Below are 25,678 nucleotides of genomic sequence, written 5' to 3'. Positions count from 1 at the left end.
GACGTGTGCCGTCGCCGCCGTTGCAGCCACTCACAGCCAGCACCATCACACTCCCCAGCACCGCAGAGCCTCGACGTAAGTTGATGCCCACAAGGCACCTTCCCTCAGGCCGCTCCTCGCTGGAGCGGCTGCGTCATCAGTAGGCCGCCAAGGATGGCTCAACGAGACCCAGTTGTCAGTGCCCCCTGGTACAACACACCCAGTGATCAAAGCGTCCACGGGAGCCCGCCATGCCTCAGCTCGGCACCGACTCGTCCAGCCTGTCGACAGGGTTGTACGAACAGCTCATCACCATGCGGCTTGAGCAACGGCTGGCGGAGATCACCGACCAGGGATGGCATCAGATCAGCGACACCGTGGGGGCCGAGTCCGTTCCCCACGTCCTGGCCAGGCACGTATCCGAGACGGTACGCCGCGTCCTGCAAGGACTGCCTGCCGAAGAGCGGGTGCACGCCGCGAACCACATATTGGAGTCCATCAGCACCCTGCAAGGGGCGCGTGAATGGGTCGACTTGGTAGCCGACGGGCCGCGTGAGCTGCTCGCACTTGCTCGCCAGGAGGCTCCAGGCGTGTACGCGCTCCGCCCCGCCACGCCTCTCTCCGATACGGCGCTCATCACCAACTCTCCCGAGGACCCGAGTCTCGGCTTCGAGCTCCGCACCGAGATCGCCACCGCTGACCGCGTCGACCTGCTCTGCGCCTTCGTGAAGTGGCACGGGCTGCGCGTCATCGAGCAGTCGTTGACGGCCGCCCGTGACCGTGGGGTGCCGATCCGGGTCATCACGACGACGTACATCGGAGCGACCGAGCGTCGCGCGCTGGACCGGCTCGTGGAGGAATTCAACGCCGAGGTCAAGGTCAACTACGAGACCCGCTCCACTCGCCTCCACGCCAAGGCGTGGCTGTTCCTGCGCGATACCGGGTACGACACGGCGTACGTCGGCAGCTCCAACCTCTCCAAGGCGGCGCTGCTGGACGGGCTCGAGTGGAATGTGCGCCTCTCGTCCGTGGCCACGCCCGACGTCCTCCGCAAGTTCGAGGGCACCTTCGACGCGTACTGGAATGACCCGTCCTTCGAGGCGTACGACCCCGAGCGTGACGGCACCCGACTCGACGAAGCACTCACCATCGCGGGCGGCTCTTCCCCGTCATCGGCTTCCTCGACCCGCATCACGCTGTCCGGTCTGGAGGTACGCCCCTACCCGCACCAGCGCGACATGTTGGAGCGACTCGACGTCGAGCGCACCGTCCACGACCGTCACCGCAACCTCTTGGTCGCCGCGACGGGCACGGGCAAGACGGTCATGGCAGCGCTGGACTACAAGCAGCTGTGCAAGCGGCACGGCCGCGCCCTGCGGCTGCTCTTCGTGGCTCACCGGCAGGAGATCCTCCAGCAGTCGCTGCGGACGTACCGGGACGTCCTCACCGACGCGAACTTCGGTGAGGACTTCCACAGTGGAGAGATCCCCGAGCGTTGGACCCATGTCTTCGCCAGCGTGCAGTCGCTCAAGGGTCATGTACTGGACCGGCTGGCGCCCGATCACTTCGACGTGATCGTCATTGACGAGTTCCACCACGGCACGTCACCGACGTACCGGAAAATCGTCGATCACTTCCAGCCGACGGAGCTTCTCGGCCTGACGGCCACGCCCGAGAGGGCGGACGGAAAGAACATCCAAGACGAGTTCTTCGACGGGCGGATCGCAGCCGAGATGCGCCTTTGGGAGGCGCTGGAGAACGACCTGCTCAGCCCCTTCCACTACTTCGGCATCAGCGACAACACCGACCTGAGTGCCGTGCGGTGGAAGCGCGGGGGTTACGACGCGTCCGACCTCGACAACGTGCTGACGGGTAACGACGCCCGTGCGCGGCTGGTCGTGAAGGCAGTGCAGGACAAGATCGCCGACCCGGGCAGGATGCGGGCATTGGGCTTCTGCGTCACCGTCGCCCACGCGCACTTCATGGCGGAGTTCTTCCGCGCCGCGGGACTCAACGCCATAGCCTTGTCCGGCGAAACCCCCATCGAGCAGCGCAGGCAAGCGCTGGCCGACCTCAAGGCCGGGACCCTCCAGGTGATCTTCTCGGTCGACCTGTTCAACGAGGGGCTCGACATCCCTGACGTGGACACCCTTCTCCTCCTGCGTCCGACGTCGAGTGCGACGGTGTTCCTCCAGCAGCTCGGGCGTGGGCTGCGGCGCAGTGAGAACAAGGCCGTGCTGACCGTCCTGGACTTCATCGGTCAGCACCGCAAGGAGTTCCGGTTCGAGAACCAATTCCGGGCGCTCACCAACCTCACCCGCAAGCGGCTCCTGGCCAACATCGAGCACGACTTCCCCAAGCTGCCATCGGGCTGCCAGATCATCCTGGAGGAGAAGGCCAAGAGCAGGATCATCGCGAACATCAAGGACCAGATCGGCGTGAACGTCACCGCGCTCGCCCGCGAGGTCGCCGACTACGCCATACCGGAGCTCAGCCGCTATCTGGCCGAGAGCGGCCGGGAGCTGAAGGAGCTCTACCGGGGCAATGGGAACTCGTGGACCGGACTCCTGCGACGCGCCGGCCTGCTGAAGGGCGAAGCGCCGGAAGGCGAAGCCGCGCTACTGAAGCGGATTCCGGCGTTCTTGCACGTGGACGACCCCCAGCGGGTGAACGCGTACACCCGCCTCCTGGAGGACGACGCTCCGGCCTACGACGCGCTTGACACCCAGGCGCAGGCGTACGCCCGCATGCTCTTCTTCCAGCTCTGGCCGCTGGGTGGCATCACCCGCAAGGGCTTCAGCACCTACGACGAGGGGTTCGCCACCCTTCGCGCCCAGCACGCCTTCCGCGACGAGCTGCGGCAGGTTTTGGCGTACAACCTGGCCCACACGGAGCACGTCCCGATCCCGCTGCTGGGCGACCTCGCCGGGCTGCCACTCACCGTGCACGCCTCGTACAGCCGCGAAGAGATACTGCCCGCCCTCGGCCAGTCGTCCATCGGCGGTTTCCTGCCGGGCGACTTCCGCGAGGGCGTCAAGTGGTGTGAGTCCATCAAGACCGATGCGCTGCTCATCACGCTGGAGAAAGACGAGAAGGACTTCTCACCGCAGACTCGCTACCACGACTACGCCCTCAGCGAGACGCGCTTCCACTGGGAGTCCCAGAACCAGACCTCCGAGAGCTCTCCCACCGGCTTGCGGTACCAGCGCCACGCAGCCGAGGGAAGTCACGTCCTGCTCTTCGTCCGCCGCTACAAGAGCACCGACATCGGCGGGGCCCAGCCCTGGATGCTGCTCGGCCCGGCCACGTACCGCGGGCACAAGGGCAGCAAGCCGATGGCGATTACGTGGGAGTTGCGGCACGAGATCCCCGCGGATGTCTACACCTACTCGGCGATCGCGGCGAGCTGAATGCTGCGTGCACGTACGCTTCCGCAACGGCTCCGGCGGTGAATGCGGGGAATGTGGGAATGCGGCTGGACGAGTGACACCGCCCTCATCCGGGGCTCCGAGCGCCGTGCGGGGCCTACCGTCGTTGCCACGCCGTACGGGCCGTACCCGGTGCAGAACCAGGTTGCCACCTTGCGGAAGCTGCGTGAGGACCACATCCGCAAGGGCGCCTCACGGGAGCTGATCCCACCCGCCAGTGTCACGGTGGAGCTGGACGAGTCCGACGCCGGGCCGGACGAGCTGATCAAGGCGTTCATCGAGGTCACGCCCGTCAGGCCGTACCGGCTGGAGGAGGCGGTCCGGGACTTCTACCGCGCGATCGGCGCGCCGGTGCCGCCGCTTCCCCACGAGCGGCGGCGCACCGCGCAGGCGTGGTCGGTCGGGGCGCGGCGCAGGCCGAACCCTCGGGCCGACCAGTTGCTGCGGCTGCTCGCCAGGGGCAACCTGGTCACCCACACCCGAAGGTCGGCCGGCTTCACCGTGAGCGCCCAAGCGGTCCGCCTTCATATCCACGGGGCAAGCGCGGACATGGACTACGCCGACGCCGTCGAGCTGCACGCTGCCTTGGACGCCTGGCTCCGCCTCAAGGCCGTGGACCGCTAGTCGCTCACCCACAGGGACGGCAGTTGCGCCGCCCGCGCCTCAGTCCTGAGCTCCGCGGGTCGGCAGAGGCGCCTCTCGGTGACCTCCCGCAGCAGTGCGGCGACCGCGGCCTTGCTCCCGAGGTGCGGAATCGCGTCCGCGACCGCGCGGGGCAGGGGCGCGCAGGCCATGTTGCGGACCGGGACCCGGAGGGCGGGGCGGACCGTGGGGTGGACGCGGACGTACGCCTGGCTGCGGGGCGTCGCCCGGTGGGCGACCAGGACGTCCACCTTCGCGAGCGCGGCGGGTGACGGGACGGCCTCCAGGCCGTACAGGGCCAGGGCCGCCGGGCCGGTGAGGAGCGCGTCGGGGCCCGCGTACAGGAGGGCTCCGCGCAGGCGCTGTTGGGGCGTGGGGTCCGTCGTCTGGAGGACGATCACCCGCGGCAGCAACCGCCGCCAGGGGCCCGGCGGGCGGCAGTGGGCGGCGATCGCGGAGGACGCGCAGCCCAGGTCCATGAGCTGGTGGACGGTGGCCACTCCGTCCTGCGCGACGACCAGCGGGTCGGCGGCGTAGCGGTGCGGCGGCGTGGGGGTCGGCATGCGCGTTTCGTGCCCGTACGGCGCGGCCCGCCATGCGTGGGGCGTGCGGTTGTTACGTGCTGGTGGCAGGAAGGGTCCTGCACCCTGCACGACGGCCGATTCTGTCGGCGGATCGGTACGGGGGCGGCGTCGCGAGCGCCCACACCCCCCGCGTTAGCCTCGGGGCAGGCATGAACACGCGTGCGGAAGGCAGGACAGCGAAGATGGCCAGGATTCCGGCAACAGCCGTGGCGGCGAGTGGGCTCGTCGGTGGGTACGCCGTGGCGCGGTGGACCAAGAAGCGGCCCCTCGGGGGTGTGGCGCTCGCGGCCGCGGGGGCCGTGGCCGCGCGGGAGTGGCAGCGGCAGAGCGGAGGGAAGGCCGCGGCCGGGCTGACCGCGGCGTATGTGGCCGCGTTCGCCGGGTCGCACCCGCTGGCGAAGAAGGTCGGGGCGTGGCCCGCGGTGTTCTCGGTCGCCGGGGCCATGGCGGCCGCGTCCTGGGCCGTCGGCCGCCGGAACGGCTGAGTCGGCGGGCTGGGCGGAGCCGGGCCGAATCGGCTGAGCCTGTCGAGTCGACTGAGCCTGTCGAGTCGGCGGGCGCGCCCCCGCCGGGCCGAATCGCCTGAGCCTGTCGCGTCGGCTCGGCCTCCCGGGCCTGCTGAACCCGCTGGGGCGGCTGGGCACGCCGAACCAGCCGAACCCGCTCGGGCGGCCGAGCACGCCGCGCCGCTCAACTCGCAGAGCCCCGCCACCGGGCCGGTACGCCGCGGCCCGGCGGCCGCTCCAGCCGCCGCCGAACCCGCGCGGGCGCCGCTGAACACGGCGCCCGCCGCCCGCGTATAAGACGGCACCTCCCCATGGTGGCTGGGCGGGGGCCCGGGCGGCAGGGTCCGGGCCCCCGCCCAGCACGACACCCGGCACGACCCCCGGCACGACCCCGGCACGACCCCGGCACGCCCGACGCGCGCCTAGCCGCCCACCGCCCGCGACACCGTGTAGATCAGCAGGCCCGCCAGCGCGCCGACCACCGTGCCGTTGATGCGGATGAACTGCAGGTCCCGGCCGATGTGAGCCTCGATCTTCCGCGACGTCTGGTCCGCGTCCCAGCTCGCCACCGTCTCGCTGATCAGCGACGTGATCTCGGCGCGGTACGTCGTCACGACGTACACCACCGCGTCCTCCGCCCAGCCCTCCACCTTCGCCTGCAACCGCGCGTCGGTGGCCAGGCGGCGGCCCAGCGCGAGGAGGGAGGCGCGGGCGCGCAGGCGCAGTTCGCTGCGCTCGTCCTCGGCGGCCGAGATCACCATGGCGCGGACCGACGCCCAGGCCGACGCGATGATGTCCTGGACCTCCGGGCGCGCCACCAGCTCCGACTTGAGGCGCTCCACCCGCGCCCGGGTGTCCGTGTCGGCCTGGAGATCGGAGGCGAAGTCCGTCAGGAAACGGTCCAGCGCGCCGCGCGCCGGGTGCGCCGGCATGTCCCGCATCTCCGTGACGAAGCGCAGCAGCTCCTTGTAGACGCGCTCGCCGACCTTCCGGTCGACGAAGCGGGGCGTCCAGCCGGGCGCCCCGCCCTGCACCGCCTCCATGATCGAGTCGGCGTGCAGCACCAGCCAGTCGTGGGCGCGGTTGCAGACGAGGTCCACGGCGCCGTGGTGCGCGCCGTCGGAGACGATCTTCTCCAGCGTCTTGCCGAGCCCGGGCGCGATCTCCGCCGCCTCCGCGCGCCGCGTGACCGCCTCGCCCACCACCGCCTGGACGTCCGCGTCCCGCAGCACGGTCAGCGCGCCGCGCAGCGCCGTGGACAGCTCGGCCGTGACCCGGTCGGCGTGCGCGGGCTCGGCGAGCCACGCGCCGAGGCGGCGGCCGATGGAGAGGGCGTGCAGCCGGGCGCGTACGACATCGCCGGAGAGGAAGTTCTCGCCGACGAAGGAACCGAGCGAGGCGCCCAGCTGGTCCTTCTTCGTCGGGATGATCGCCGTGTGCGGAATGGGCAGGCCCAGCGGCCGCCGGAACAGCGCGGTGACCGCGAACCAGTCCGCCAGCGCGCCGACCATGCCCGCCTCCGCCGCGGCCGCGACGTAACCGGGCCAGCCGCTCACGCCGGAGTTCCGCGCCCACGTCGCCAGGGTGTAGATGACGGCGACCAGGAGCAGCATCCCGGTCGCCATGAGCTTCATCCGGCGCACACCGCGGCGCTTCTCCTCGTCCGCCGCCGTGTACGAGAACGCCACGAGCGGGGTCTTCGACTGGTTCATCCGCACCACCATGTACGTAGTCCCTCCCAGGGTCCCTACCTCAGGTACTCCCGGGGCGCACGCCGAGTTCCCGTGTCCATGCCGGATGATGTCCGTCATGAGGGGAGTACATCGGGGACCGCTGGCCGTCGTGCTGGCGGCGGCCGTGCTGGGCAGCGGGGGGATCTTCACGGCGGTGGAGCGGGCGGGCGCGGATGGCCCCGTCCGGAACAGTGCCCTGCCGCGCCAGGGTGCCCACGCCGCCACAGCTCTCGGCACCGCCGGATGGACCGGTACCTGGTCGGCGGCGCCCGTCGAGCCGGCCCCCGTCGCTCACCTGACCACCGCCCGCTCCGTCCGCAACGTCGTCCACACCAGCATCGGCGGCACCACCGCCCGCATCACCCTCACCAACCGGTACGGCGGCGGGCGCGCCCTCCGCGTCGACGCCGCCTCCCTCGCGGTACGCGACGAGGGGGCGGCGGCCGTGCCCGGCACGCTGCGGCGCGTCACCTTCGCCGGCCGGCCGTACGTCACCGTCCCGCCCGGCGCCGACGCCGTCAGCGATCCCGTACCCGTCCCCGTCCCGTACGACGGTGACCTCCTGGTCACGCTGTACGTCCCGGCCGGCGCGCCCGTGACCCGGCACCCGGTCGCCCGGCAGACGTCGTACGCCGCCGACGGCGACCACACGCGGGAGGTGAGCGGCGCCGCGTACACCGAGGCCGTCCCCACGTGGCAGCACCTGGCGGCCGTCGACGTCGTCAACCCGGCCGCCCGCGGTGCGGTCGTCGTCTTCGGCGACTCGATCACCGACGGCGTCGGCTCGACCCGCGACGCCAACCGCCGCTGGCCGGACCTGCTCGCCGACCGGCTGCGCGGCCGCGGCTACGCCGTGCTCAACCAGGGCATCGGCGGCAACCGCGTCCTGCGCGACGGCAGGGGCCCCAGCGCCCTGTCCCGCTTCGAGCGCGACGCGCTGGGCCGGCCGGGCGTGCGGACCGTCGTCGTCTGCCTCGGCATCAACGACATCATCCGCCCGCCGCACGAGACCGACCCGCGCCGCATCACCGACGGCCTGACCGCGCTGACGCGGCAGGCGCACACGCGCGGGCTGCGGGTCGTCGGCTCGACGCTCATGCCGTTCGGCGGCCACCGGCGGTACACGAAGGAGCTGGAGGCCGTACGGCAGCAGGTCAACGCCACCATCCGGGCGGGCGGCGTCTTCGACGAGGTCGTCGACTTCGACCGCGCGCTGCGCGACCCGTACGCGCCGACGCGTCTGCTGCCCGCGTACGACTCCGGTGACGGGCTGCACCCCAACGACGCCGGCTACCGCCGGATGGCCGGCTCCGTCGACCTCACCGACCTCACCAGTCGCGGCGATCAGGACCTCTAGCCCCTCACTCCGGCGCCGGGCGCCTCCGACCGTTCCGCGTACATCTTGGCGATCACCGCCTCGATGTCCGGCTCCCGCACCGACAGGTCCACCAACGGGTACTCCGCCGCGATCCGCGCCACCAGCGGCGCCGCCGACTGTGCCGCCGGGAACGCCAGCCACTGCCGCGGCCCCTCCACCCGCACCACCCGCGCCCCGTCGGGCGCCTCGATGGGCGGCAGCTCGCGCTCCAGGTCCACCACCAGCGTGCGTTCGCTCCGCCCCACCTCGTGCAGGCCGCCGAGCGCCCCGTCGTACATGAGCCGACCGTGGTCGATGACCATCACCCGCTTGCACAGCTGCTCGATGTCGGTCAGGTCGTGGGTGGTGAGCAGGACCGTCGTGCCGCGCTCGGCGTTCAGGTCGCGCAGGAACTCCCGCACCTTGGCCTTGGAGACGACGTCGAGGCCGATGGTCGGCTCGTCCAGGTACAGCACCTCCGGGTCGTGCAGGAGCGCGGCCGCGATGTCGCCGCGCATGCGCTGGCCGAGGGAGAGCTGGCGCACGGGTACGTTGAGCAGCTCGCCGAGGTCGAGGAGCTCGACGCAGCGGTCGAGGTTCTCGCGGTAGCGGGCCTCCGGGATCCGGTAGAGGCGGTGGATCAGGCGGTAGGAGTCGCGCAGCGGCAGGTCCCACCACAGGGTCGTACGCTGCCCGAACACCACGCCGATCCGCCGCGCGAGCCGGGTGCGCTCGCGCGAGGGGTCGATGCCGGCGACGCGCAGCCGGCCGCCGCTCGGGGTCAGAATGCCCGTCAGCATCTTGATGGTGGTGGACTTTCCGGCGCCGTTGGGACCGATGTAGCCGACCATCTCGCCGCGCGCCACGCGGAAGGTGATCCCGTCCACCGCCCGGACCCGCCGCTTCTCGCGGCGCAGGGTGCCGGGCACGCGGCGCCGTACGTCGAAGACCTTCTCGACGCCGTCCAGCTCGATGAAGTCCGGCTCGATGAAGTCCGGCTCCATGAGGTCCGGCTCCACGGGGTCCGGCTCCACGGGGTCCGGCTCCCTGCTCTCGTCGCTCACCGCTGCTCAGCTCCCTGTACTCCGGTACGAACGGACCCCGAACCGCCACGCCAGCCCCGCCAGCGCCCCCAGCACCACCGCCACCACCGGCGACGCGAACGCCGCCCACCCCGGCAGCCCCGCCGGGGCCGGGCGCCCGAGCACGTACAGCGCGGGCACCCAGTTCACGAACGCGAGCGGCACGACGTACACCACGCCTCGCACCAGGTCGGTCGCGAAGACCGTGGGCGGGTACTGGAGCAGTGTGTTGCCGCCGTACGTAAACGAGTTCGACACCTCCGCCGCGTCCTGCGCCAGGAACTGGAAGGCCGCGCCCGCCACCATCACCGCCGCGAAGATCAGCGCGCCGCACACCACCATCAGCGGGACCAGCGCCACCTTCACCGGCGTCCATTCCACCTCGTCGAGCAGCACCAGCGACCACACCAGCACCAGCAGCCCCTGCGTCACCCGGCCCAGCCGCCGCAGCGCGAACCGGTCCGCCGCCACCTGCGCCAGCACCGGCGCCGGCCGCACCAGCAGCGTGTCCAGCGTGCCGTCCCGCACCCGCCGCCCGAGCCGCTGCGTCTGCCCCAGCGCCATGTCCGCCAGGCCGAAGGCGGTGCCGGTCGTCCCGTACAGGAACGCCACCTCGGCGAAGGAGAAACCGCCGAGGCCGCGCACCTGACCGAACATCAGCAGGATGACGACGAAGTCGAAGCCGGTGGCGACGAAGTTGGCGAGCAGCGTCATCACGAAGGAGAAGCGGTACGTCATCGTCGACCGCACCCACATGGCGGCGATCAGCCCGTACGCGCGGAGGCCCGTGCCCACGTGCCCGAGGCCGTGCCCGAGCCCGTAGTCCCGCGCAGGATCCCGATCAGCCACCCTGCACCACCACCCGGCGCGTCGCCACCGCCTGGAGGGCCCGGCCCGCCAGCAGCAGGACCAGCGCCCAGCCGCCTTGGAAGGCGTACGCCTCCACCAGCCCCCAGCCGGTGCGCTTCTCCAGGAAGACGTCCGCCGGGACCTGGAGCATGGACGACCAGGGCAGCATGCGGGCGACCTCGCCGAGCGCGCCCGGGAAGACGTTCAGGGGCAGGAGCATGCCCGAGAAGAACATCCCCGACAGCCACGCCACCTGCACCACCCCCTGGCCGTCCATCAGCCAGAACGCGCTCAGCGCCACCAGGAACCACACCGCGAAGCTCACCACGGCGCCCAGGGCCACCGAGAGGAGGAAGGCGAACCAGGTCAGCGACTGCTCGGGCAGCGCGATGTCGAAGGCGAGCGCGCCGACGGCCATCGGCGCCACGCCACGCCCCAGGAGCAGGAACCCGGACCGGCCCAGGGCGGCGGACAGCCACCACAGCTGGAGGTCGGCGGGGCGGTAGAGGTCGACGGCGATGTCCCCCGTCCTGATGCGCTCCATCAGCTCGTCCTCGAACCCACCACCCATCAGGCCGCAGGCGGCGAGGAGGGCTTGGCCTAGCCACACATAGGCGAGCGCCTCACTCATGTCGTAGCCGCCGAGCCGGGGGCGCTCGTCCCAGAGGGCTATGTAGGTGAACGCCAGGATGAAGCCGAAGACGGTGTTGGTGAACACACCTGCCGCGGTCGCCACCCGATACGTCGCATGGCGCCGGAAACCACCGGCCGCCACGGCCGCGTACAGCCGCACCCTGAGCTCCCTCCGTCAAAGCTGACGAGCCTAGCCCTGCGGAATCCGTCGTCGCGACTGCTTTTCGGTGCAAGATGAGTTTCGGACAAATCGTCATAAACAGCGCAGCAGTCATCGACAGGCCGGAGAACATGAGCGACGAGCCACCGAAGCAGGCCTGGGAGCCCCGCGACCCGACCGTCGCCGGACCCCCGGCACGCGAGACGCCGAACGAGCCGAACGAGCCGAAGCAGGCGGGAAGGGAGGAGGGGCGGAAGGCGCCTGGAAAGCCCGGGAAGCCCGAGAAGCCGGCGAAGCCGACGGCTCCGAAGCAGGCGGCTCCCAAGCAAGCGGCCGACGCCGAACGCCCCCGCGCCGCCACCACGCCCGGGGACGAGCCCACGGCCCGCCCCGACGCCGGTACCGACGCGACCGGCACCGGCAGCACTGGTACCCGCACGACCGGCACCCACCCCGGCACCCGCTCCGGACCCCGCGACAAGCAGCGGCCGCCGAAGGACCGCAAGCAGCAGCGGCGCGAGAGGCGCACCGGGTGGCGGCGCGCCGTGCCGACCTGGCGCATGCTGCTCGGCGGCTTCCTCTTCGCCTGCCTCCTCCTCGTCGGCGGCTTCTTCGCCGGCTACCACCTCGTCGACATCCCGCCCGCCAACGCCGCCGCCACCGCCCAGTCGAACGTGTACCTCTACAGCGACGGCACCCAGATCGCCCGCGACGGCAGCGTCAACCGGGAGAACGTCCGCCTGAAGCGCATCCCGTCCCACGTCCAGCACGCCGTCCTCGCCGCCGAGGACCGCGACTTCTACTCGGCGGCCGCCGTCGACCCCGAGGCGATGCTCCGCGCCGCCTGGAACACCCTCACCGGCAAGGGCACCCAGGGCGGCTCCACCATCACCCAGCAGTACGTCAAGAACTACTACCTCGGCCAGGAACGCACCATCACCCGCAAGGTGAAGGAGTTCTTCATCGCGATCAAGCTCGACCGCGAGAAGACCAAGAACGACATCTTCGAGGGCTACCTCAACACCAGCTACTACGGCCGCAACGCCTACGGCATCCAGGCCGCCGCCCACGCCTACTACGACAAGGACGTCGAGGACCTCGACGTCGCCGAGGGCGCGTACCTCGCCTCGCTGCTCAACGCCCCGAGCGCGTACGACGTGGCCACCCACCCCCAGAACCGGCCCCGGGCCATCGCCCGCTGGGTGTACGTCCTCGACGCGATGGTCAAGGAGCGCTGGCTGACCCCGAGGGCGCGCGCCGAGGCCGTCTTCCCCACGCCGCTCGCGGCGCGCTCCACCATCGGGCTGTCCGGTCAGCGCGGCTACGTCATCCAGGCCGTCCAGGACTACCTCACCAACCACGGCGTGCTGCACCGCAAGGACCTCGCGCGCGGCGGCTACCGCATCACCACCACCCTGCAGAAGCGGAAGCAGGACGCGTTCATCCAGGCCGTCGAGGACCAGGTCATGGCGCGGCTCGACCCCACGGGCAACGAGACCGACCGCTTCGTACGCGTCGGCGGCGTCTCCCTCGACCCGGCCACCGGCAAGGTCCTCGCCATGTACGGCGGCGTCGACTACACCAAGCAGTACGTCAACAACGCGACGCGCCGCGACTACCAGGTCGGCTCCACCTTCAAGCCGTTCGTCCTCGCCGCCGCCGTGCACCACGGCTCGCGCACCCAGGGCGGCGAGCGCATCACGCCCAACACGACGTACGACGGCACCAACCAGCGCCATGTGGAGGGCTGGACGGGACCGGCGTACAACCCGGCGAACGAGGACGACGTGTCGTACGGCAGCATCCCCGTGACCACCGCCACCGACAAGTCCGTCAACGCCGTGTACGCCCAGCTCGCCGTGGACGTCGGCCCGGCCAAGGTCGAGCAGACCGCCATCAACCTGGGCCTGCCCGTCGACACCCCGGACCTGAACCCGTCGCCGTCGATCGCCCTCGGCCCCGCCACCGCCTCCGTACTCGACATGGCGCAGGCGTACGCGACCCTCGCCAACCACGGCAGGCACAGCGCGTACTCGCTGGTCGAGCGGGTGCAGCGGGACGGCGAGGACCTGGAGCTGCCCGGCGCCGAGACCACCCAGGCGGTCAGCCGCGAGGCGGCGGACACGACCACGGCGGTGCTGCGCGGCGTCATCGAGGGCGGTACGGGCACGGCGGCCCAGGCGGCGGGGCGGCCGGCGGCCGGCAAGACCGGCACGGCGGAGGACGACAAGGCGGCCTGGTTCGCCGGCTACACGCCGAACCTCGCGACCGTGGTCGCCGTGATGGGCCAGGACCCGAAGACGGGCGGCCAGAAGCCGCTGTACGGGGCGCTCGGCCTGGAGCGGATGAACGGCGGCGGCGCACCGGCGGAGATCTGGGCCCAGTACACCCGCGAGGCCCTGGCGGGCACGGCGGTACGCGACTTCGACCTGCGGATCGCGGAGGGCATGGAGCCGCGCCCCGACCCCTCGGACGGATCGGACGGACGGGAGGAACGGGACGGCTTCGACCGCCGCAGCCCGGACACGGAGAACGCCGGCCCGAGACACGACCGGGGCGGCGGCGCCCTCGCGGGCTCCACGGCCCCGGCGCGCCAGGCACCCCCGGCCGAGCCGCGCGTCCGAAGCGCCCCGGCCGCCCCCTCGTCGGAAGCACCCGAGACAGCCGAGGCCTTTGAGGCACCCTCGCAGGCCCCGGCCCCGACGGACCAGAAGCCCTGGGAAGCCTGGGAGTCCTGGGAGGCGCTCCAAGCGCCTCGGGGGGCGAGCCGGGATCCACAAGACGCGCCCTAGTGGCCCGTGTGCGCCTAGTGGCCCGAGGTGGCCTTCAGACCGACCACCGCGACCAGCAGCAGACACACGAAGAAGATCCGGGCGGCGGTCGCCGGCTCCCCCAGGACCACCATGCCGACCACCGCCGCGCCGGCCGCGCCGATGCCGACCCACACGCCGTACGCCGTACCGATCGGCAGGGTCTTCGCCGCCTGCGACAGCAGCGCCATGCTGGCGACGATGCCGGCGCCGGTCAGCAGGCTCGGCCACAGCCGCGTGAACCCGTCGGTGAACTTCATCCCGATCGACCAGCCGACCTCGAGCAGACCGGCGATGATCAGCAGAACCCATGCCATGACGGCGGCACCTCCGTGAACGCGAAAACGAACGGACAACAGGGGTGCGTCGTCTTTGCGTCAACCCGGTACGGCGCGTCTCGTCGGGTTCCTCAACCGTAACAAACCGGCGCTACAGGTACAGCCCCGTCGAGTCCTCCGAGCCTTCGAACCGGTCGGCGGCGACCGCGTGCAGGTCGCGCTCCCGCATCAGGACGTAGGCCACACCGCGCACCTCGACCTCGGCACGGTCCTCGGGGTCGTACAGCACCCGGTCACCGGGCTCCACGGTCCGTACGTTCTGACCGACCGCGACCACCTCGGCCCAGGCCAGCCGGCGGCCGACGGCGGCGGTCGCCGGGATCAGAATGCCGCCGCCCGAGCGCCTCTCGCCCTCGGGCGTGTCGTTCCGTACCAGCACGCGGTCGTGCAGCATGCGGATGGGCAGCTTGTCGTGGGTGTTCTCGCTCACCCCACGAAACTACCTGGCCCGGCGCGGCGCGTGCGCCGAAGGGTCAGCCCTTTCGGCGCCGCACGGACACGGCGAGCAGCCCCACCACGCCGATCGCGAGCAGCGCCACCGGCACGACCCGCTCCAGCCGCGGCGAGCCGTCCTCCGCGACGAACCGTCGCTTCACGTCCGTGACAACACGGTTCACGGTGACGAAGGCGCGCCCCGCGGTCTGGTCGACCGTCGACGCCACCTTGGCCTTCGCGTCCCCGATGATCGTCTTCGGGTGCATGCGCACGCCGATCTCGTCGAGCGTGACGGCGAGCTGCTCACGACGGCGGACGATGTCCGCCTCGATCTGCGCAGGGGTCCTGGCTTCCGACACCGCGCTGCCTCCGTAGGTCTGTCCAAATCCGTGGTGGACAGTCTGTCAGCTCAACGGCCCGCTCACTGTCCCAGACCCCCATTAGGCTCTGAAGGCGTACGCCCGAGCCAGGAGAGAGAGACCATGAGCGAGCGACTGCAGCCCGGTGACACCGCCCCCGCCTTCACCCTGCCCGACGCGGACGGCAAGGACGTCTCGCTCGCCGACTACAAGGGCCGCAAGGTGATCGTCTACTTCTACCCGGCCGCGCTGACGCCCGGCTGCACCAAGCAGGCGTGCGACTTCACTGACAACCTCGACCTGCTGGCGGACGCCGGCTACGACGTGATCGGCGTCTCACCCGACAAGCCGGAGAAGCTCGCGAAGTTCCGCGAGAAGGAGGACCTGAAGGTCACGCTGGTCGGCGACCCGTCGAAGGAGACGCTGGCGGCGTACGGCGCGTTCGGCGAGAAGAAGCTGTACGGCAAGACGGTGACGGGCGTGATCCGCTCGACGATCGTCGTCGACGAGGACGGCAACGTCGAGCGCGCCCTGTACAACGTGAAGGCGACCGGCCATGTCGCCAAGATCATCAAGGACCTCGGGATCTGAGGACCCGTCATCCGGCCGTCCCGCCAACGGGTCACGCGTCGCCCACTACGATGGGGGCGAGCACGCGGCCGTGGTGGAATTGGCAGTCACGCTGGGTTTAGGTCCCAGTGGGGTAACACCCGTGAGGGTTCGAGTCCCTCCGGCCGCACGTGAGCGAAGGCCCGGCCCCCGCAGGGGCTGGGCCTTCGGCGTGTCCGTCGCGGCCGTCAGGCGACCAGCTCCCGGATCACCGGCACCAGGGCGCGGAAGGCCTGGCCCCGGTGGCTGATGGCGTTCTTCTCGGCCGGGGTCAGTTCCGCGCAGGTGCGGGTCTCGCCGTCGGGCTGGAGGATCGGGTCGTAGCCGAAGCCGCCGGTGCCCGTGGGGGTGGGGCGGAGGGTGCCGCGGAGGCGGCCTTCCACCACGCGCTCGGTGCCGTCGGGGAGGGCGAGGGCGGCCGCGCAGGCGAAGTGGGCGGCGCGGTGTTCGGGGGCGATGTCGGCGAGCTGGGCCAGCAGCAGCTCCAGGTTGGCCTTGTCGTCGCCGTGGCGGCCCGCCCAGCGGGCGGAGAAGATGCCGGGGGCACCGCCGAGGACGTCGACGCAGAGGCCGGAGTCGTCGGCGATGGCGGGCAGGCCGGTGGCCTGGGCGAGGGCGTGCGCCTTGAGGAGGGCGTTCTCGGCGAAGGTGACGCCGGTCTCCTTGACGTCGGGGACCTCGGGGAAGGCGTCCGCGCCGACGAGGTCGTGGTGGAGACCCGCGTCGGCGAGGATGGCGTGCAGTTCGGTGATCTTCCCGGCGTTGCGGGTGGCGAGGATCAGGCGGCTCATGCCCCCAGTATCTACGGGGTGCAGACCTTGCCGATCTCGGTGGCCGCGTCCGTGACGGGCTTGATGTCGGGCGAGGTGTCGCCGTTCTTCACGGCGGTGCGGACGCTGTCGACGCCCTTGCCGAGGTCGTCGACGGCCTTGGACAGGTCGGCGTTGTCCGTCTTGTCCTTCAGCGAGGCGAGCTCCTTGTCGATCTCGTCGAGGGACTCGTTCAGCTGGGTGGGGTCGTTGGTGGCGGACGAGGCGGCCTGGCTCAGCTTGTCGACGCTGGTGGCGATGGCGTCGGCGGCCTGGACGCAGTCCATGGCCTTGCCGAGCGCGCCGCAGCCCGTTACGGCGGTCAGGGCGAGCACGGCGGTGGCGGCGGCCAGGGCTGCGGTACGGCGTCGGCGCATGGGGTGGTGTCCTCCTGGGGTTGGCCGGGCGTACGGGTCGATCCGTACGCCCGTACTCGTACGGACGCAGCCGGACCTGTCATGGTTGCTGTGAGAGGGTCTCCGCCAGCGCCCGGCGCTGGATCTCGGCGAGGTCGGCGCAGCCGCCGGTGGCGAGGTCGAGGAGCGCGTTGAGCTCCTTGCGGTCGAAGGGCTCGGCCTCGGCGGTGCCCTGGACCTCGACGAAGCGGCCGTCGCCGGTGCAGACGACGTTCATGTCGGTCTCGGCGCGCACGTCCTCCTCGTAACAGAGGTCGAGCAGCGGCGTGCCGTCGACGATGCCGACGGAGACGGCGGCGACGGTGCCGGTCAGCGGCTTGCGGCCGGCCTTGACGAGCTTGTTGCGCTGGGCCCAGGCGACGGCGTCGGCGAGGGCGACGTACGCGCCGGTGATGGCGGCGGTGCGGGTGCCGCCGTCGGCCTGGAGAACGTCGCAGTCGAGGACGATGGTGTTCTCGCCGAGGGCCTTGTAGTCGATCACGGCGCGCAGGGAGCGGCCGATGAGGCGGGAGATCTCGTGGGTGCGGCCGCCGATCTTGCCGCGCACGGACTCGCGGTCGCCGCGGGTGTTGGTGGCGCGGGGCAGCATCGAGTACTCGCCGGTGACCCAGCCTTCGCCGCTGCCCTTGCGCCAGCGCGGGACGCCTTCGGTGACGGAGGCGGTGCAGAAGACCTTGGTGTCGCCGAAGGAGATGAGGACGGAGCCCTCGGCGTGCTTGCTCCATCCGCGTTCGATGGTGACCGGGCGGAGCTGTTCGGGGGTGCGGCCGTCGATTCGAGACATGGGATGAGCCTAGCCCCCTCACGCGAAGGGCCCGTTCCGGTTCCGGAACGGGCCCATGCGGGTGAGCGGGGGTGGCTCACATCATGTCTTCGATCTCCGCGGCGATCGGGTCCGCGTCGGTGCCGATGACGACCTGGATCGCGGTGCCCATCTTGACGACGCCGTGGGCGCCGGCGGCCTTCAGCGCGGCCTCGTCGACCAGGCCGGGGTCGTTGACCTCGGTGCGCAGGCGGGTGATGCAGCCCTCGACCTCTTCGATGTTGTCGATGCCGCCGAGCCCGGCGACGATCTTCTCAGCCTTGCTGGCCATGTCCTTCTCCCTGCGTCCAAGAGCCGTTTCGGAGCACTGAGCGCTGCTCGGCCCACCTAGGTCTTTCGTCACCGTAACGCACGGTTGGCCCATCTTCGCGGGCACATGACCGGCTTGTAGCCAAGGATGACGATCACCAGCGCCTACGATATCGCAACTGGTCTACACCAGTCTCGCAGGAGACCAGGAGGACGCCGATGAGCTCCGACAGCACGGCCGCGCCGAGGCAGAAGCGGTGGACCGGCGCTTTCCAGGGGCTGCAGAAGATGGGCCGCAGCCTCCAGCTGCCCATCGCCGTGCTGCCCGCGGCGGGCATCCTCAACCGCCTCGGCCAGCCGGACGTCTTCGGCGCCGACGGCCTGGGCTGGAACGACGTCGCCAAGGTGATCGCGGGCGCGGGCGGCGCGCTGCTCGACGCCGATCTGGGCCTGCCGCTGCTCTTCTGCGTGGGCGTCGCCATCGGCATGGCCAAGAAGGCGGACGGCTCCACCGCGCTCGCCGCGGTCACCGGCTTCCTGGTCTACCGGGGCGTGCTGCGCGCCTTCCCCAAGGACTGCCCGCCGGGCACGACGGACGTCAACGGCGGCTGCCTGGGCGCGGACGACACCTTCGTGGCGTACACGTACCAGAATCCGGGCGTCTTCGGCGGCATCGTCATGGGCCTGCTCACGGCCTTCTTCTGGCAGCGGTACCACCGCACCAGGCTGGTGGACTGGCTGGGCTTCTTCAACGGCCGCCGGCTCGTGCCGATCATCATGTCGTTCGTCGCCATCGCCTTCGCCGTCGTCTGCCTCTTCGTGTGGCCCCCGGTCGGCGACGCGCTGGAGGACTTCAGCGACTGGCTCGTGGGCCTCGGCGCGTGGGGCGCCGGCCTCTTCGGCATCGCCAACCGCGCGCTGCTGGTGATCGGGCTGCACCAGTTCCTCAACGTCCCCGTGTGGTTTCAGTTCGGCACGTACACCAAGCCGGACGGCACGGTGGTGCACGGTGACATCAGCATGTTCCTGGCGGGCGACCCGGACGCGGGGCAGTTCACCACCGGCTTCTTCCCGATCATGATGTTCGCCCTGCCGGCCGCCGCGCTGGCCATCACCCACTGCGCCAAGCCGCACCGCCGCAAGGAGGTCGGCGGCCTGATGCTCTCGGTGGCCCTCACCTCGTTCGTCACCGGCATCACGGAGCCGATCGAGTACTCGTTCCTCTTCGTCGCGCCCGTGCTGTACGTGATCCACGTCCTGCTGACCGGCGTGTCGATGGCGGTGACGTGGGCGTTCGGCGTGAAGGACGGGTTCAGCTTCTCGGCCGGCCTGATCGACTACGTCATCAACTGGGGGCTGGCGACGAAACCGTGGCTGATCATTCCGATCGGTCTCGCGTTCGCGGCGGTGTACTACGTGATCTTCCGTTTCGCGATCACCGCGTTCGACCTGAAGACGCCGGGCCGGGAGCCCGAGGAGGCGGAGACGGACGTCACCAAGCCGTAGCCGCCCGCTCACGCCGAAGGGGTCCCGATTACGGGGCCCCTTCGGCGTTATCAAATTGCAAGTTCCTTATCTAACCCTCACCGTGCTACAACAGGTCTACACCACTCAATGGTGTAGACCACGCGGTGTTGCACCGCGTTCACGGAGACGCCGCCGTCCCCCATTAGACATCAATGTCCCCGGGCGGCGCCTTGCCACCTGGAGGAACCTGATGTCCACCGCCACCGCCCCCGCGGCGGAGAAGAAGAAGGGCGCCGGCGTGATGGCCGTCCTGCAGCGGATCGGCCGCAGCCTCATGCTGCCGGTCGCCGTGCTGCCGGCCGCCGCGCTGCTGGTGCGGCTCGGCCACGACGACATGCTCGGCCGCGCGTCGTTCCCGACCTTCGTCACCAAGATCGCGGGCTTCATGGCCGCGGGCGGCAACGCCATCCTCGACAACATGGCGCTGCTGTTCGCCGTGGGCATCGCCATCGGCTTCGCGAAGAAGTCGGACGGCTCGACGGCGCTCGCCGCCGTCGCCGGCTACCTGGTCTTCAAGAACGTCCTGGGCACCTTCACCGACCCGAACCTCCCCAAGGTCGGCAAGGTCGTCGACGGCAAGGTCGTCATGCTGGAGGCCCCGGTCGACGCGAAGGTGCTCGGCGGTGTCGTCATGGGCATCGTTGTCGCCCTGCTCTACCAGCGCTTCTACCGCACCAAGCTGCCCGACTGGGCGGGCTTCTTCGGCGGCCGCCGTCTCGTCCCGATCCTGTCCGCCTTCGCGGGCCTGGTCATCGGCATCGTCTTCGGCTACATCTGGCCGGTCCTCGGCACGGGCCTGCACAACCTCGGTGAGTGGCTGGTCGGCTCCGGCGCCGTCGGCGCGGGCATCTTCGGTGTCGCCAACCGCGCGCTGATCCCGATCGGCATGCACCACCTGCTGAACAGCTTCCCCTGGTTCCAGGCCGGTTCGTACGAGGGCAAGAGCGGCGACATCGGCCGCTTCCTCGCCGGCGACCCGACCGCCGGACAGTTCATGACCGGCTTCTTCCCGATCATGATGTTCGCCCTCCCGGCCGCCTGCCTCGCGATCGTGCACTGCGCCCGCCCCGAGCGCCGCAAGGTCGTCGGCGGCATGATGTTCTCGCTCGCCCTGACGTCCTTCGTCACCGGTGTCACCGAGCCGATCGAGTTCACCTTCATGTTCATCGCGCCGGTGCTGTACGCCGTGCACGCCGTGCTCACCGGTGTCTCCATGGCGCTGACCTGGGCGCTGGGCATGAAGGACGGCTTCGGCTTCTCCGCCGGCGCGGTCGACTTCGTCCTCAACCTGGGCATCGCGTCCAACCCGTGGGGCCTGGCCCTGGTGGGCCTGTGCTTCGCGGCGGTCTACTACGCGGTCTTCCGCTTCGCGATCACCAAGTTCAACCTGCCGACGCCGGGCCGCGAGTCCGACGAGGAGCTCGCCGAGCTCCAGAAGGCCGAAGCGAAGTAAGCCCCCCACGAAGAAGGCCCCCGGTCACCCGGGGGCCTTTCTCATACCTCGTACACGGCGCCCGCGTGCGCCAGCTCCGCCGGGCCGTCGTAGACCGCCCGCGCGTCGGCGAGGTTCCGCTCGCCGTCCGTCCACGGCGGGATGTGCGTGAGCACCAGCCGTTTGGCCCCCGCCCGGGCGGCGTGCGCGCCCGCCTCGCGGCCGTTCAGGTGCAGGCCGGGGATGTCCTCCTTGCCGTACGTGAACGACGCCTCGCAAAGGAACAGATCGGTCCCGGCCGCCAGCGTGTCCAGCTCGTCGCACACACCGGTGTCGCCGGAGTACGTGAGCGACTTCCCCTGGTGCTCGATGCGGATGCCGTACGCCTCGACCGGGTGGCACACCTTCTCCGTACGGATCTGGAAGGGGCCGAGCTCGAAGGTGCCGGGCTTGAGCGTGTGGAAGTCGAAGACCTCGCTCATCGACGTGTCGGACGGCGTGTCCGCGTACGCCGTCGTCAGCCGCTGCTCGGCGCCGTCGGGCGCGTACACCGGGAGGGGGGCGCAGCGGCCGCCCTCGTGCCGGTAGTAGCGGGCGACGAAGTACGCGCACATGTCGATGCAGTGGTCGGCGTGCAGATGGCTGAGGAAGATCGCGTCCAGGTCGTACAGACCGGTGTGGCGCTGCAGCTCGCCGAGGGCGCCGTTGCCCAGGTCGAGGAGCAGCCGGAAGCCGTCGGCCTCTACGAGGTAGCTCGAGCAGGCCGATTCCGCGGACGGGAACGACCCGGAGCAGCCGACGACGGTGAGCTTCATGGAGCGTGAACCTCCGTGGACGGGGGCGGGGCGCTGGGGGGAGGTCGTGCGGTTTACCGAGCGTAAGGCGCGGGAGGGCGGGCCGCTCCTTCGCAGTGGCCGCTTGTGGTCGAACTCACCCGCGCTGTCACCGGATCGGGCCTCTCCCCCACCCCACCCCTTCCCGTAACCGGGCTCCGCCCCGGACCCCTGTTCGTCTGCGGGCCGTGGGCCGGTTGTGCCCACCCGTTCCGCCTTGCGGAACGTTTGCCCACAACCGGACAGCCGGGCGACGACCCCGGGGTGGGGCCGTGCAGGGCCCGCAGGCGTTGGCCGCGCGGAAACCATTCCGCGTCCGTACGAACCCAAGGCCGCCAATGCCGAGGAGTCGAGCCCGGAGGGGCACCGCCCCGCACCCCACCGGCAGGTGCCGCCCACGCAGTCGCCCGCGCCCCGCAGGGCTACGCCCAGAGCTGGCCCTGGAGGGTTTCGATGGCCGCTTCCGTCGTCGGGGCCGTGTAGACGCCCGTCGAGAGGTACTTCCAGCCGCCGTCGGCCACGACGAAGACGATGTCCGCGCTCTCGCCCGCCTTGAGCGCCTTCTTCCCGACGCCGATCGCCGCGTGCAGCGCCGCACCCGTCGAGACGCCCGCGAAGATGCCCTCCTGCTGGAGCAGCTCCCGGGTGCGGGTCACCGCGTCGGCCGAGCCGACCGAGAAGCGGGAGGTGAGGACGGAGGCGTCGTACAGCTCGGGGACGAAGCCCTCGTCGAGGTTGCGCAGGCCGTAGACGAGGTCGTCGTACCTCGGCTCCGCGGCGATGATCTTCACATCGGGCTTGTGCTCCCGCAGGAAGCGGCCGACGCCCATCAGCGTGCCCGTCGTGCCGAGGCCCGCCACGAAGTGGGTGAGGGAGGGCAGGTCCGCGAGGATCTCCGGACCCGTCGTGGCGTAGTGCGCGCCCGCGTTGTCGGGGTTGCCGTACTGGTAGAGCATCACCCAGTCGGGGTGCTCGGCGGCGAGCTCCTTCGCGACCCGGACGGCCGTGTTGGAGCCGCCGGCGGCCGGGGACGAGATGATCTCGGCGCCCCACATGGCCAGCAGGTCGCGCCGCTCCTGCGAGGTGTTCTCGGGCATCACGCACACGATGCGGTAGCCCTTGAGCTTGGCCGCCATCGCGAGCGAGATGCCCGTGTTGCCGCTGGTGGGCTCGAGGATGGTGCAGCCGGGGGTGAGCCGGCCGTCCTTCTCCGCCTGCTCGATCATGTGCAGGGCCGGCCGGTCCTTGATGGACCCGGTGGGGTTGCGGTCCTCCAGCTTGGCCCAGATGCGTACGTCCTCGGAGGGGGACAGGCGCGGCAGGCGCACCAGCGGCGTGTTGCCGACCGCCGCGAGCGGGCTGTCGTAACGCATCAGCGCGTGCCCGCCCGTCGCCCGGCCGCCACCCCGGCCGGACGCGGCTGCGCCGCGGCAGAACCTCCCGCGACAGCCGGGAGGATCGTGACGTTGTCGCCGTCGGACAGCTTGGTGTTGATGCCGTCCAGGAAGCGGACGTCCTCGTCGTTCAGGTAGACGTTCACGAACCGCCGCAGCTCGCCCTCGTCGACGATGCGGCCCTGGATGCCGGTGTGCCGCGTCTCGAGGTCGGCGAAGAGGTCGGCGAGGGTCTCCCCGCTGCCCTCGACGGCCTTGGCGCCGTCGGTGTAGGTGCGGAGGATGGTCGGGATGCGGACCTCGATGGCCATGGCGTGGGCTCCTGTCGGAAGGTGAGTCGAAGGCAGGCAGGCGTACAGCGTGCGCGTCCCCGAAAGGGCACGCGCGGCGGTGCGGGAGGCGGTGCGGAGAGACGCGCTCAGGCGGCGCAGCGCGGTGGACACATCGCGCTGGCGAGGCGGCACAGGTCGACGTGCAGCCGCGCCACGAGCAGCACGGTGCCCGGCGTCTGTTCGCTCACGTCGATGGAAACCATGCGGTCATCGTATCGATTCCCGGTCCGGATCCTGGAGTGTGATCTCGCATGGCGGACGCTTTCCGCCCGCCTGGCGAGACGCCGCGCTCAGTACGCGTCGACGACCTGGACCTCTTCCTCGGTGATCTCGCCGTCCACGATCCGGAACGAGCGGAATTGGAAGGGTCCCGCGGCGTCCGCGTCCGCCGTCGACACCAGGACGTAGTGCGCGCCGGGCTCGTTGGCGTAACTGACGTCCGTGCGCGACGGGTACGCCTCGGTCGCGGTGTGCGAGTGGTAGATGACGACCGGCTCCTCGTCGCGGTCGTCCATCTCGCGGTAGAGCTTCAGCAGGTCGCCCGAGTCGAACTCGTAGAACGTGGGCGAGCGCGCGGCGTTGAGCATCGGGATGAAGCGCTCGGGGCGTCCGGAGCCGGCCGGGCCCGCGACCACGCCGCAGGCCTCGTCCGGGTGGTCCTCGCGTGCGTGCGCGACGATCTGGTCGTAGAGGGCCCGTGTGATGGTCAGCATGCGCATCAGGATAAGCAGAGGGGCCCGCCCGTACCGAGGAGTGGTACGGGCGGGCCCACATGCTGGACAGCCGGCTACAGCGTCATCGCTTGAAGGCGGTGTTCTCCGGGTTCCGGTTCTTCAGGAACAGGTAGCTGACGCCGAGGAGCAGGGCCCACAGCGGGGCGCAGTACAGCGAGACCCGTGAGCCCTCGTCGATGCCCATCATGACGATCACGCCGAAGATGAACAGCAGCGCGAACCAGCTGGTGAAGGGCGCTCCGGGGGCCTTGAACTCCGACTCCGGCACCTCACCGCGCTTGACGGCGGCGCGGTAGCGGATGTGCGAGACCAGGATCGCGATCCAGGCCCACATGCCGGAGATGGTCGCGAAGGAGACGACGTACTCGAAGGCCTTGCCGGGGGCGACGTAGTTGATCCAGACGCCCACGAGCATCAGCGCCGCCGAGAAGGTGGTGCCGAGGAGCGGGGTGCCGGACTTCGTCAGCCTGGTGAAGACCTTGGGGCCCTGGCCGTTGAGCGCGAGGTCGCGCAGCATGCGGCCGGTGGAGTACATGCCCGAGTTGCAGGAGGACAGGGCGGCCGTCAGCACCACGAAGTTCACGATGGCGGCGCCGATGCCGAGGCCCATCTTCTCGAAGGCGGCGACGAACGGCGAGACGCCCGGCTGGAAGTGCGTCCACGGCACGACCGACAGGATCATGATCAGCGCGCCGACGTAGAAGACGGCGATGCGCCACGGGACGGTGTTGATGGCCTTCGGCAACGTGACCTTGGGGTCCTTGGACTCGCCGGCGGTGACGCCGACCAGCTCGACCGCGAGGAAGGCGAACATCACGATCTGGAGGGTCATCAGCGTGCCGCCGATGCCCTTGGGGAAGAACCCGCCCTCGGACCACAGCATGGTCATGGACGCGGTGTCGGCGGCGTCCGAGAAGCCGATGGTGAGGATGCCGGCGCAGATGAGGATCATGCCGATGATGGCGGTGACCTTGATCATCGAGAACCAGAACTCCAGCTCACCGAAGAGCTTCACCGAGATCAGGTTCGCGCCGTACAGGATGACCGTGAAGACCAGGGCCGAGACCCACTGCGGGATGTCCCACCAGTACGTCATGTAGGTGGCCGCGGCGGTGACCTCGGTCATTCCGGTGATGACCCAGAACAGCCAGTACGTCCAGCCCGTGACGAAGCCCGCGAAGGGGCCGATGAACTCGCGGGCGTACTCCGAGAAGGAGCCCGAGACGGGGCGGTACATGAGCAGCTCGCCCAGGGCCCGCATGATGAAGAAGATCACGAGACCCGCGATGGCGTACGCCAGGATGAGGCTCGGGCCCGCCTTGGAGATGGCCTTGCCCGCGCCGAGGAAGAGCCCCGTGCCGATGGCTCCGCCGATCGCGATCATCTGGATCTGCCGGGCTCCGAGGCCCCGCTGGTAGCCCTCGCCCTCACCGGCGACGTGGCTGTCGTGCTGGTTGCCGACCTGCGTTGAGGTCATCGTTCTGCTGCGCCTTTCTCCACGCTGATCCCCCCGGATATGGATGGAGTGCCACCGGCGATCAGCCGGCCCAAGCGCACCCGGGCAACAGGGGTGGCGTTCCCGGGCGATCGTGCAGATTTATCACGGCCGCACCGTTGATCGAGTA

26 protein-coding genes, 1 tRNA gene and 1 riboswitch are annotated in these 25,678 nt (G+C 70.6%); of the genes, 9 read left to right on the top strand and 18 right to left on the bottom strand.

The features are described from left to right. The first annotated feature begins 230 nt into the window (after positions 1-230). Together ABZX67_RS26820 and ABZX67_RS26815 are read left to right on the top strand one after the other, a co-directional pair. Positions 231-3,389: a DUF3427 domain-containing protein gene (locus ABZX67_RS26820; protein WP_355364916.1), complete on the top strand. Its 3,159-nt coding sequence runs from the start codon at positions 231-233 to the stop codon at positions 3,387-3,389. 171 nt (positions 3,390-3,560) lie between these two features. Beyond that, positions 3,561-4,031, top strand: a complete 471-nt coding sequence (locus ABZX67_RS26815) for a hypothetical protein (protein ID WP_355364913.1) — start codon at positions 3,561-3,563, stop codon at positions 4,029-4,031. Here the strand turns inward: ABZX67_RS26815 and ABZX67_RS26810 are convergent. Then, positions 4,028-4,612 carry a hypothetical protein gene (locus tag ABZX67_RS26810; protein WP_355364910.1) on the bottom strand — a complete coding sequence of 195 codons (585 nt, stop codon included), beginning with the start codon at positions 4,610-4,612 and terminating at the stop codon, positions 4,028-4,030. The two genes, ABZX67_RS26815 and ABZX67_RS26810, sit on opposite strands and share 4 nt — an antisense overlap. A gap of 203 nt (positions 4,613-4,815) precedes the next feature. Here ABZX67_RS26810 and ABZX67_RS26805 point away from each other — a divergent pair, with 203 nt between their 5' ends. Beyond that, on the top strand, positions 4,816-5,118 hold the full coding sequence (locus ABZX67_RS26805; protein ID WP_355364907.1) for a hypothetical protein: 303 nt from the start codon (positions 4,816-4,818) through the stop codon (positions 5,116-5,118). A 443-nt stretch (positions 5,119-5,561) separates the two neighbouring features. On the opposite strand, the gene ABZX67_RS26800 is transcribed toward ABZX67_RS26805, so the two are convergent. Further along, the gene (locus tag ABZX67_RS26800) at positions 5,562-6,851 is read right to left on the bottom strand and encodes a DUF445 domain-containing protein (RefSeq protein ID WP_355364904.1); all 1,290 of its coding nucleotides are present in this window, start codon (positions 6,849-6,851) and stop codon (positions 5,562-5,564) included. Positions 6,852-6,948: 97 nt separating this feature from the next. On the opposite strand from ABZX67_RS26800, the gene ABZX67_RS26795 reads away from it, so the two are divergent. After that, complete coding sequence (locus ABZX67_RS26795; protein WP_355364901.1) at positions 6,949-8,229, top strand: SGNH/GDSL hydrolase family protein; 1,281 nt, start codon at positions 6,949-6,951, stop codon at positions 8,227-8,229. Here the strand turns inward: ABZX67_RS26795 and ABZX67_RS26790 are convergent. From ABZX67_RS26790 to ABZX67_RS26780, 3 genes are all read right to left on the bottom strand, one after another. Then, positions 8,226-9,233 carry an ABC transporter ATP-binding protein gene (locus ABZX67_RS26790; protein WP_355364955.1) on the bottom strand — a complete coding sequence of 336 codons (1,008 nt, stop codon included), beginning with the start codon at positions 9,231-9,233 and terminating at the stop codon, positions 8,226-8,228. The two genes, ABZX67_RS26795 and ABZX67_RS26790, sit on opposite strands and share 4 nt — an antisense overlap. Before the next feature lie 66 nt (positions 9,234-9,299). After that, positions 9,300-10,067: an ABC transporter permease gene (locus ABZX67_RS26785; RefSeq protein WP_355364952.1), complete on the bottom strand. Its 768-nt coding sequence runs from the start codon at positions 10,065-10,067 to the stop codon at positions 9,300-9,302. 85 nt (positions 10,068-10,152) lie between these two features. Next, the gene (locus ABZX67_RS26780) at positions 10,153-10,953 is read right to left on the bottom strand and encodes an ABC-2 family transporter protein (protein WP_355364898.1); all 801 of its coding nucleotides are present in this window, start codon (positions 10,951-10,953) and stop codon (positions 10,153-10,155) included. Between the two features lie 560 nt (positions 10,954-11,513). Between ABZX67_RS26780 and ABZX67_RS26775 the strand changes: the two genes are divergently transcribed. Next, a complete protein-coding gene (locus tag ABZX67_RS26775; protein ID WP_355364949.1) occupies positions 11,514-13,745 on the top strand; it encodes a transglycosylase domain-containing protein in 2,232 nt (743 codons plus the stop codon). 14 nt (positions 13,746-13,759) lie between these two features. Here the strand turns inward: ABZX67_RS26775 and ABZX67_RS26770 are convergent, their stop codons facing one another. From ABZX67_RS26770 to ABZX67_RS26760, 3 genes are all read right to left on the bottom strand, one after another. Continuing rightward, on the bottom strand, positions 13,760-14,080 hold the full coding sequence (locus ABZX67_RS26770) for a multidrug efflux SMR transporter (RefSeq protein WP_355364895.1): 321 nt from the start codon (positions 14,078-14,080) through the stop codon (positions 13,760-13,762). Positions 14,081-14,123: 43 nt separating this feature from the next. Next, positions 14,124-14,191, bottom strand: a riboswitch (guanidine-III (ykkC-III) riboswitch). A 1-nt stretch (position 14,192) separates the two neighbouring features. Continuing rightward, a complete protein-coding gene (locus tag ABZX67_RS26765) occupies positions 14,193-14,531 on the bottom strand; it encodes a co-chaperone GroES (protein WP_031076289.1) in 339 nt (112 codons plus the stop codon). Positions 14,532-14,574: 43 nt separating this feature from the next. Further along, positions 14,575-14,895 carry a DUF3618 domain-containing protein gene (locus ABZX67_RS26760; protein ID WP_355364891.1) on the bottom strand — a complete coding sequence of 107 codons (321 nt, stop codon included), beginning with the start codon at positions 14,893-14,895 and terminating at the stop codon, positions 14,575-14,577. Between the two features lie 123 nt (positions 14,896-15,018). On the opposite strand from ABZX67_RS26760, the gene bcp reads away from it, so the two are divergent. Both bcp and ABZX67_RS26750 read left to right on the top strand, forming a co-directional pair. Further along, the gene (gene bcp / locus ABZX67_RS26755) at positions 15,019-15,486 is read left to right on the top strand and encodes a thioredoxin-dependent thiol peroxidase (RefSeq protein WP_355364888.1); all 468 of its coding nucleotides are present in this window, start codon (positions 15,019-15,021) and stop codon (positions 15,484-15,486) included. Positions 15,487-15,550: 64 nt separating this feature from the next. Continuing rightward, a tRNA-Leu gene (locus tag ABZX67_RS26750) sits at positions 15,551-15,634 on the top strand. Positions 15,635-15,692: 58 nt separating this feature from the next. Here ABZX67_RS26750 and rdgB read toward each other — a convergent pair. The 4 genes from rdgB to ABZX67_RS26730 all read right to left on the bottom strand — a co-directional run bounded on the left by rdgB (position 15,693) and on the right by ABZX67_RS26730 (position 17,823). After that, positions 15,693-16,295: an RdgB/HAM1 family non-canonical purine NTP pyrophosphatase gene (rdgB, locus tag ABZX67_RS26745; protein WP_355364886.1), complete on the bottom strand. Its 603-nt coding sequence runs from the start codon at positions 16,293-16,295 to the stop codon at positions 15,693-15,695. An 11-nt stretch (positions 16,296-16,306) separates the two neighbouring features. Then, entirely contained in the window at positions 16,307-16,690 is a 384-nt protein-coding gene (locus ABZX67_RS26740) for a hypothetical protein (protein WP_355364884.1), read from the bottom strand. A 79-nt stretch (positions 16,691-16,769) separates the two neighbouring features. Then, on the bottom strand, positions 16,770-17,513 hold the full coding sequence (rph, locus tag ABZX67_RS26735) for a ribonuclease PH (protein WP_355364881.1): 744 nt from the start codon (positions 17,511-17,513) through the stop codon (positions 16,770-16,772). A 76-nt stretch (positions 17,514-17,589) separates the two neighbouring features. After that, positions 17,590-17,823 carry a PTS glucose/sucrose transporter subunit IIB gene (locus ABZX67_RS26730; protein WP_107417711.1) on the bottom strand — a complete coding sequence of 78 codons (234 nt, stop codon included), beginning with the start codon at positions 17,821-17,823 and terminating at the stop codon, positions 17,590-17,592. Between the two features lie 197 nt (positions 17,824-18,020). On the opposite strand from ABZX67_RS26730, the gene ABZX67_RS26725 reads away from it, so the two are divergent. Continuing rightward, positions 18,021-19,307 carry a PTS transporter subunit EIIC gene (locus tag ABZX67_RS26725; RefSeq protein ID WP_355364877.1) on the top strand — a complete coding sequence of 429 codons (1,287 nt, stop codon included), beginning with the start codon at positions 18,021-18,023 and terminating at the stop codon, positions 19,305-19,307. Positions 19,308-19,518: 211 nt separating this feature from the next. Further along, positions 19,519-20,781, top strand: coding sequence for a PTS transporter subunit EIIC (locus ABZX67_RS26720; RefSeq protein ID WP_355364874.1), 1,263 nt, complete (start codon positions 19,519-19,521; stop codon positions 20,779-20,781). A gap of 41 nt (positions 20,782-20,822) precedes the next feature. Here the strand turns inward: ABZX67_RS26720 and ABZX67_RS26715 are convergent, their stop codons facing one another. The 6 genes from ABZX67_RS26715 to ABZX67_RS26690 form a co-directional block, all read right to left on the bottom strand. Then, positions 20,823-21,575 (bottom strand): MBL fold metallo-hydrolase, encoded by a 753-nt coding sequence (locus tag ABZX67_RS26715; RefSeq protein ID WP_355364872.1) that lies wholly within the window; start codon positions 21,573-21,575, stop codon positions 20,823-20,825. A 440-nt stretch (positions 21,576-22,015) separates the two neighbouring features. Continuing rightward, entirely contained in the window at positions 22,016-22,966 is a 951-nt protein-coding gene (locus ABZX67_RS26710) for a cysteine synthase (RefSeq protein ID WP_355364869.1), read from the bottom strand. Next, on the bottom strand, positions 22,966-23,298 hold the full coding sequence (locus ABZX67_RS26705) for a MoaD/ThiS family protein (RefSeq protein ID WP_355364866.1): 333 nt from the start codon (positions 23,296-23,298) through the stop codon (positions 22,966-22,968). Before ABZX67_RS26705 ends, ABZX67_RS26710 begins: the two co-directional genes overlap by 1 nt. Positions 23,299-23,405: 107 nt before the next feature. Continuing rightward, the gene (locus ABZX67_RS26700) at positions 23,406-23,522 is read right to left on the bottom strand and encodes a putative leader peptide (RefSeq protein ID WP_355364863.1); all 117 of its coding nucleotides are present in this window, start codon (positions 23,520-23,522) and stop codon (positions 23,406-23,408) included. Positions 23,523-23,609: 87 nt separating this feature from the next. Beyond that, positions 23,610-24,032 carry a M67 family metallopeptidase gene (locus ABZX67_RS26695; RefSeq protein WP_355364860.1) on the bottom strand — a complete coding sequence of 141 codons (423 nt, stop codon included), beginning with the start codon at positions 24,030-24,032 and terminating at the stop codon, positions 23,610-23,612. 82 nt (positions 24,033-24,114) lie between these two features. Then, on the bottom strand, positions 24,115-25,530 hold the full coding sequence (locus ABZX67_RS26690) for an amino acid permease (RefSeq protein WP_355364858.1): 1,416 nt from the start codon (positions 25,528-25,530) through the stop codon (positions 24,115-24,117). Positions 25,531-25,678 lie beyond the last annotated feature (148 nt).

Source organism: Streptomyces sp. NPDC003036, from assembly GCF_040611175.1.
Taxonomy (GTDB): Bacteria; Actinomycetota; Actinomycetes; order Streptomycetales; family Streptomycetaceae; genus Streptomyces.
The sequence above is the reverse complement of the archived record's forward strand: the minus strand, read 5'-3'. Positions and strand labels throughout refer to the sequence as shown.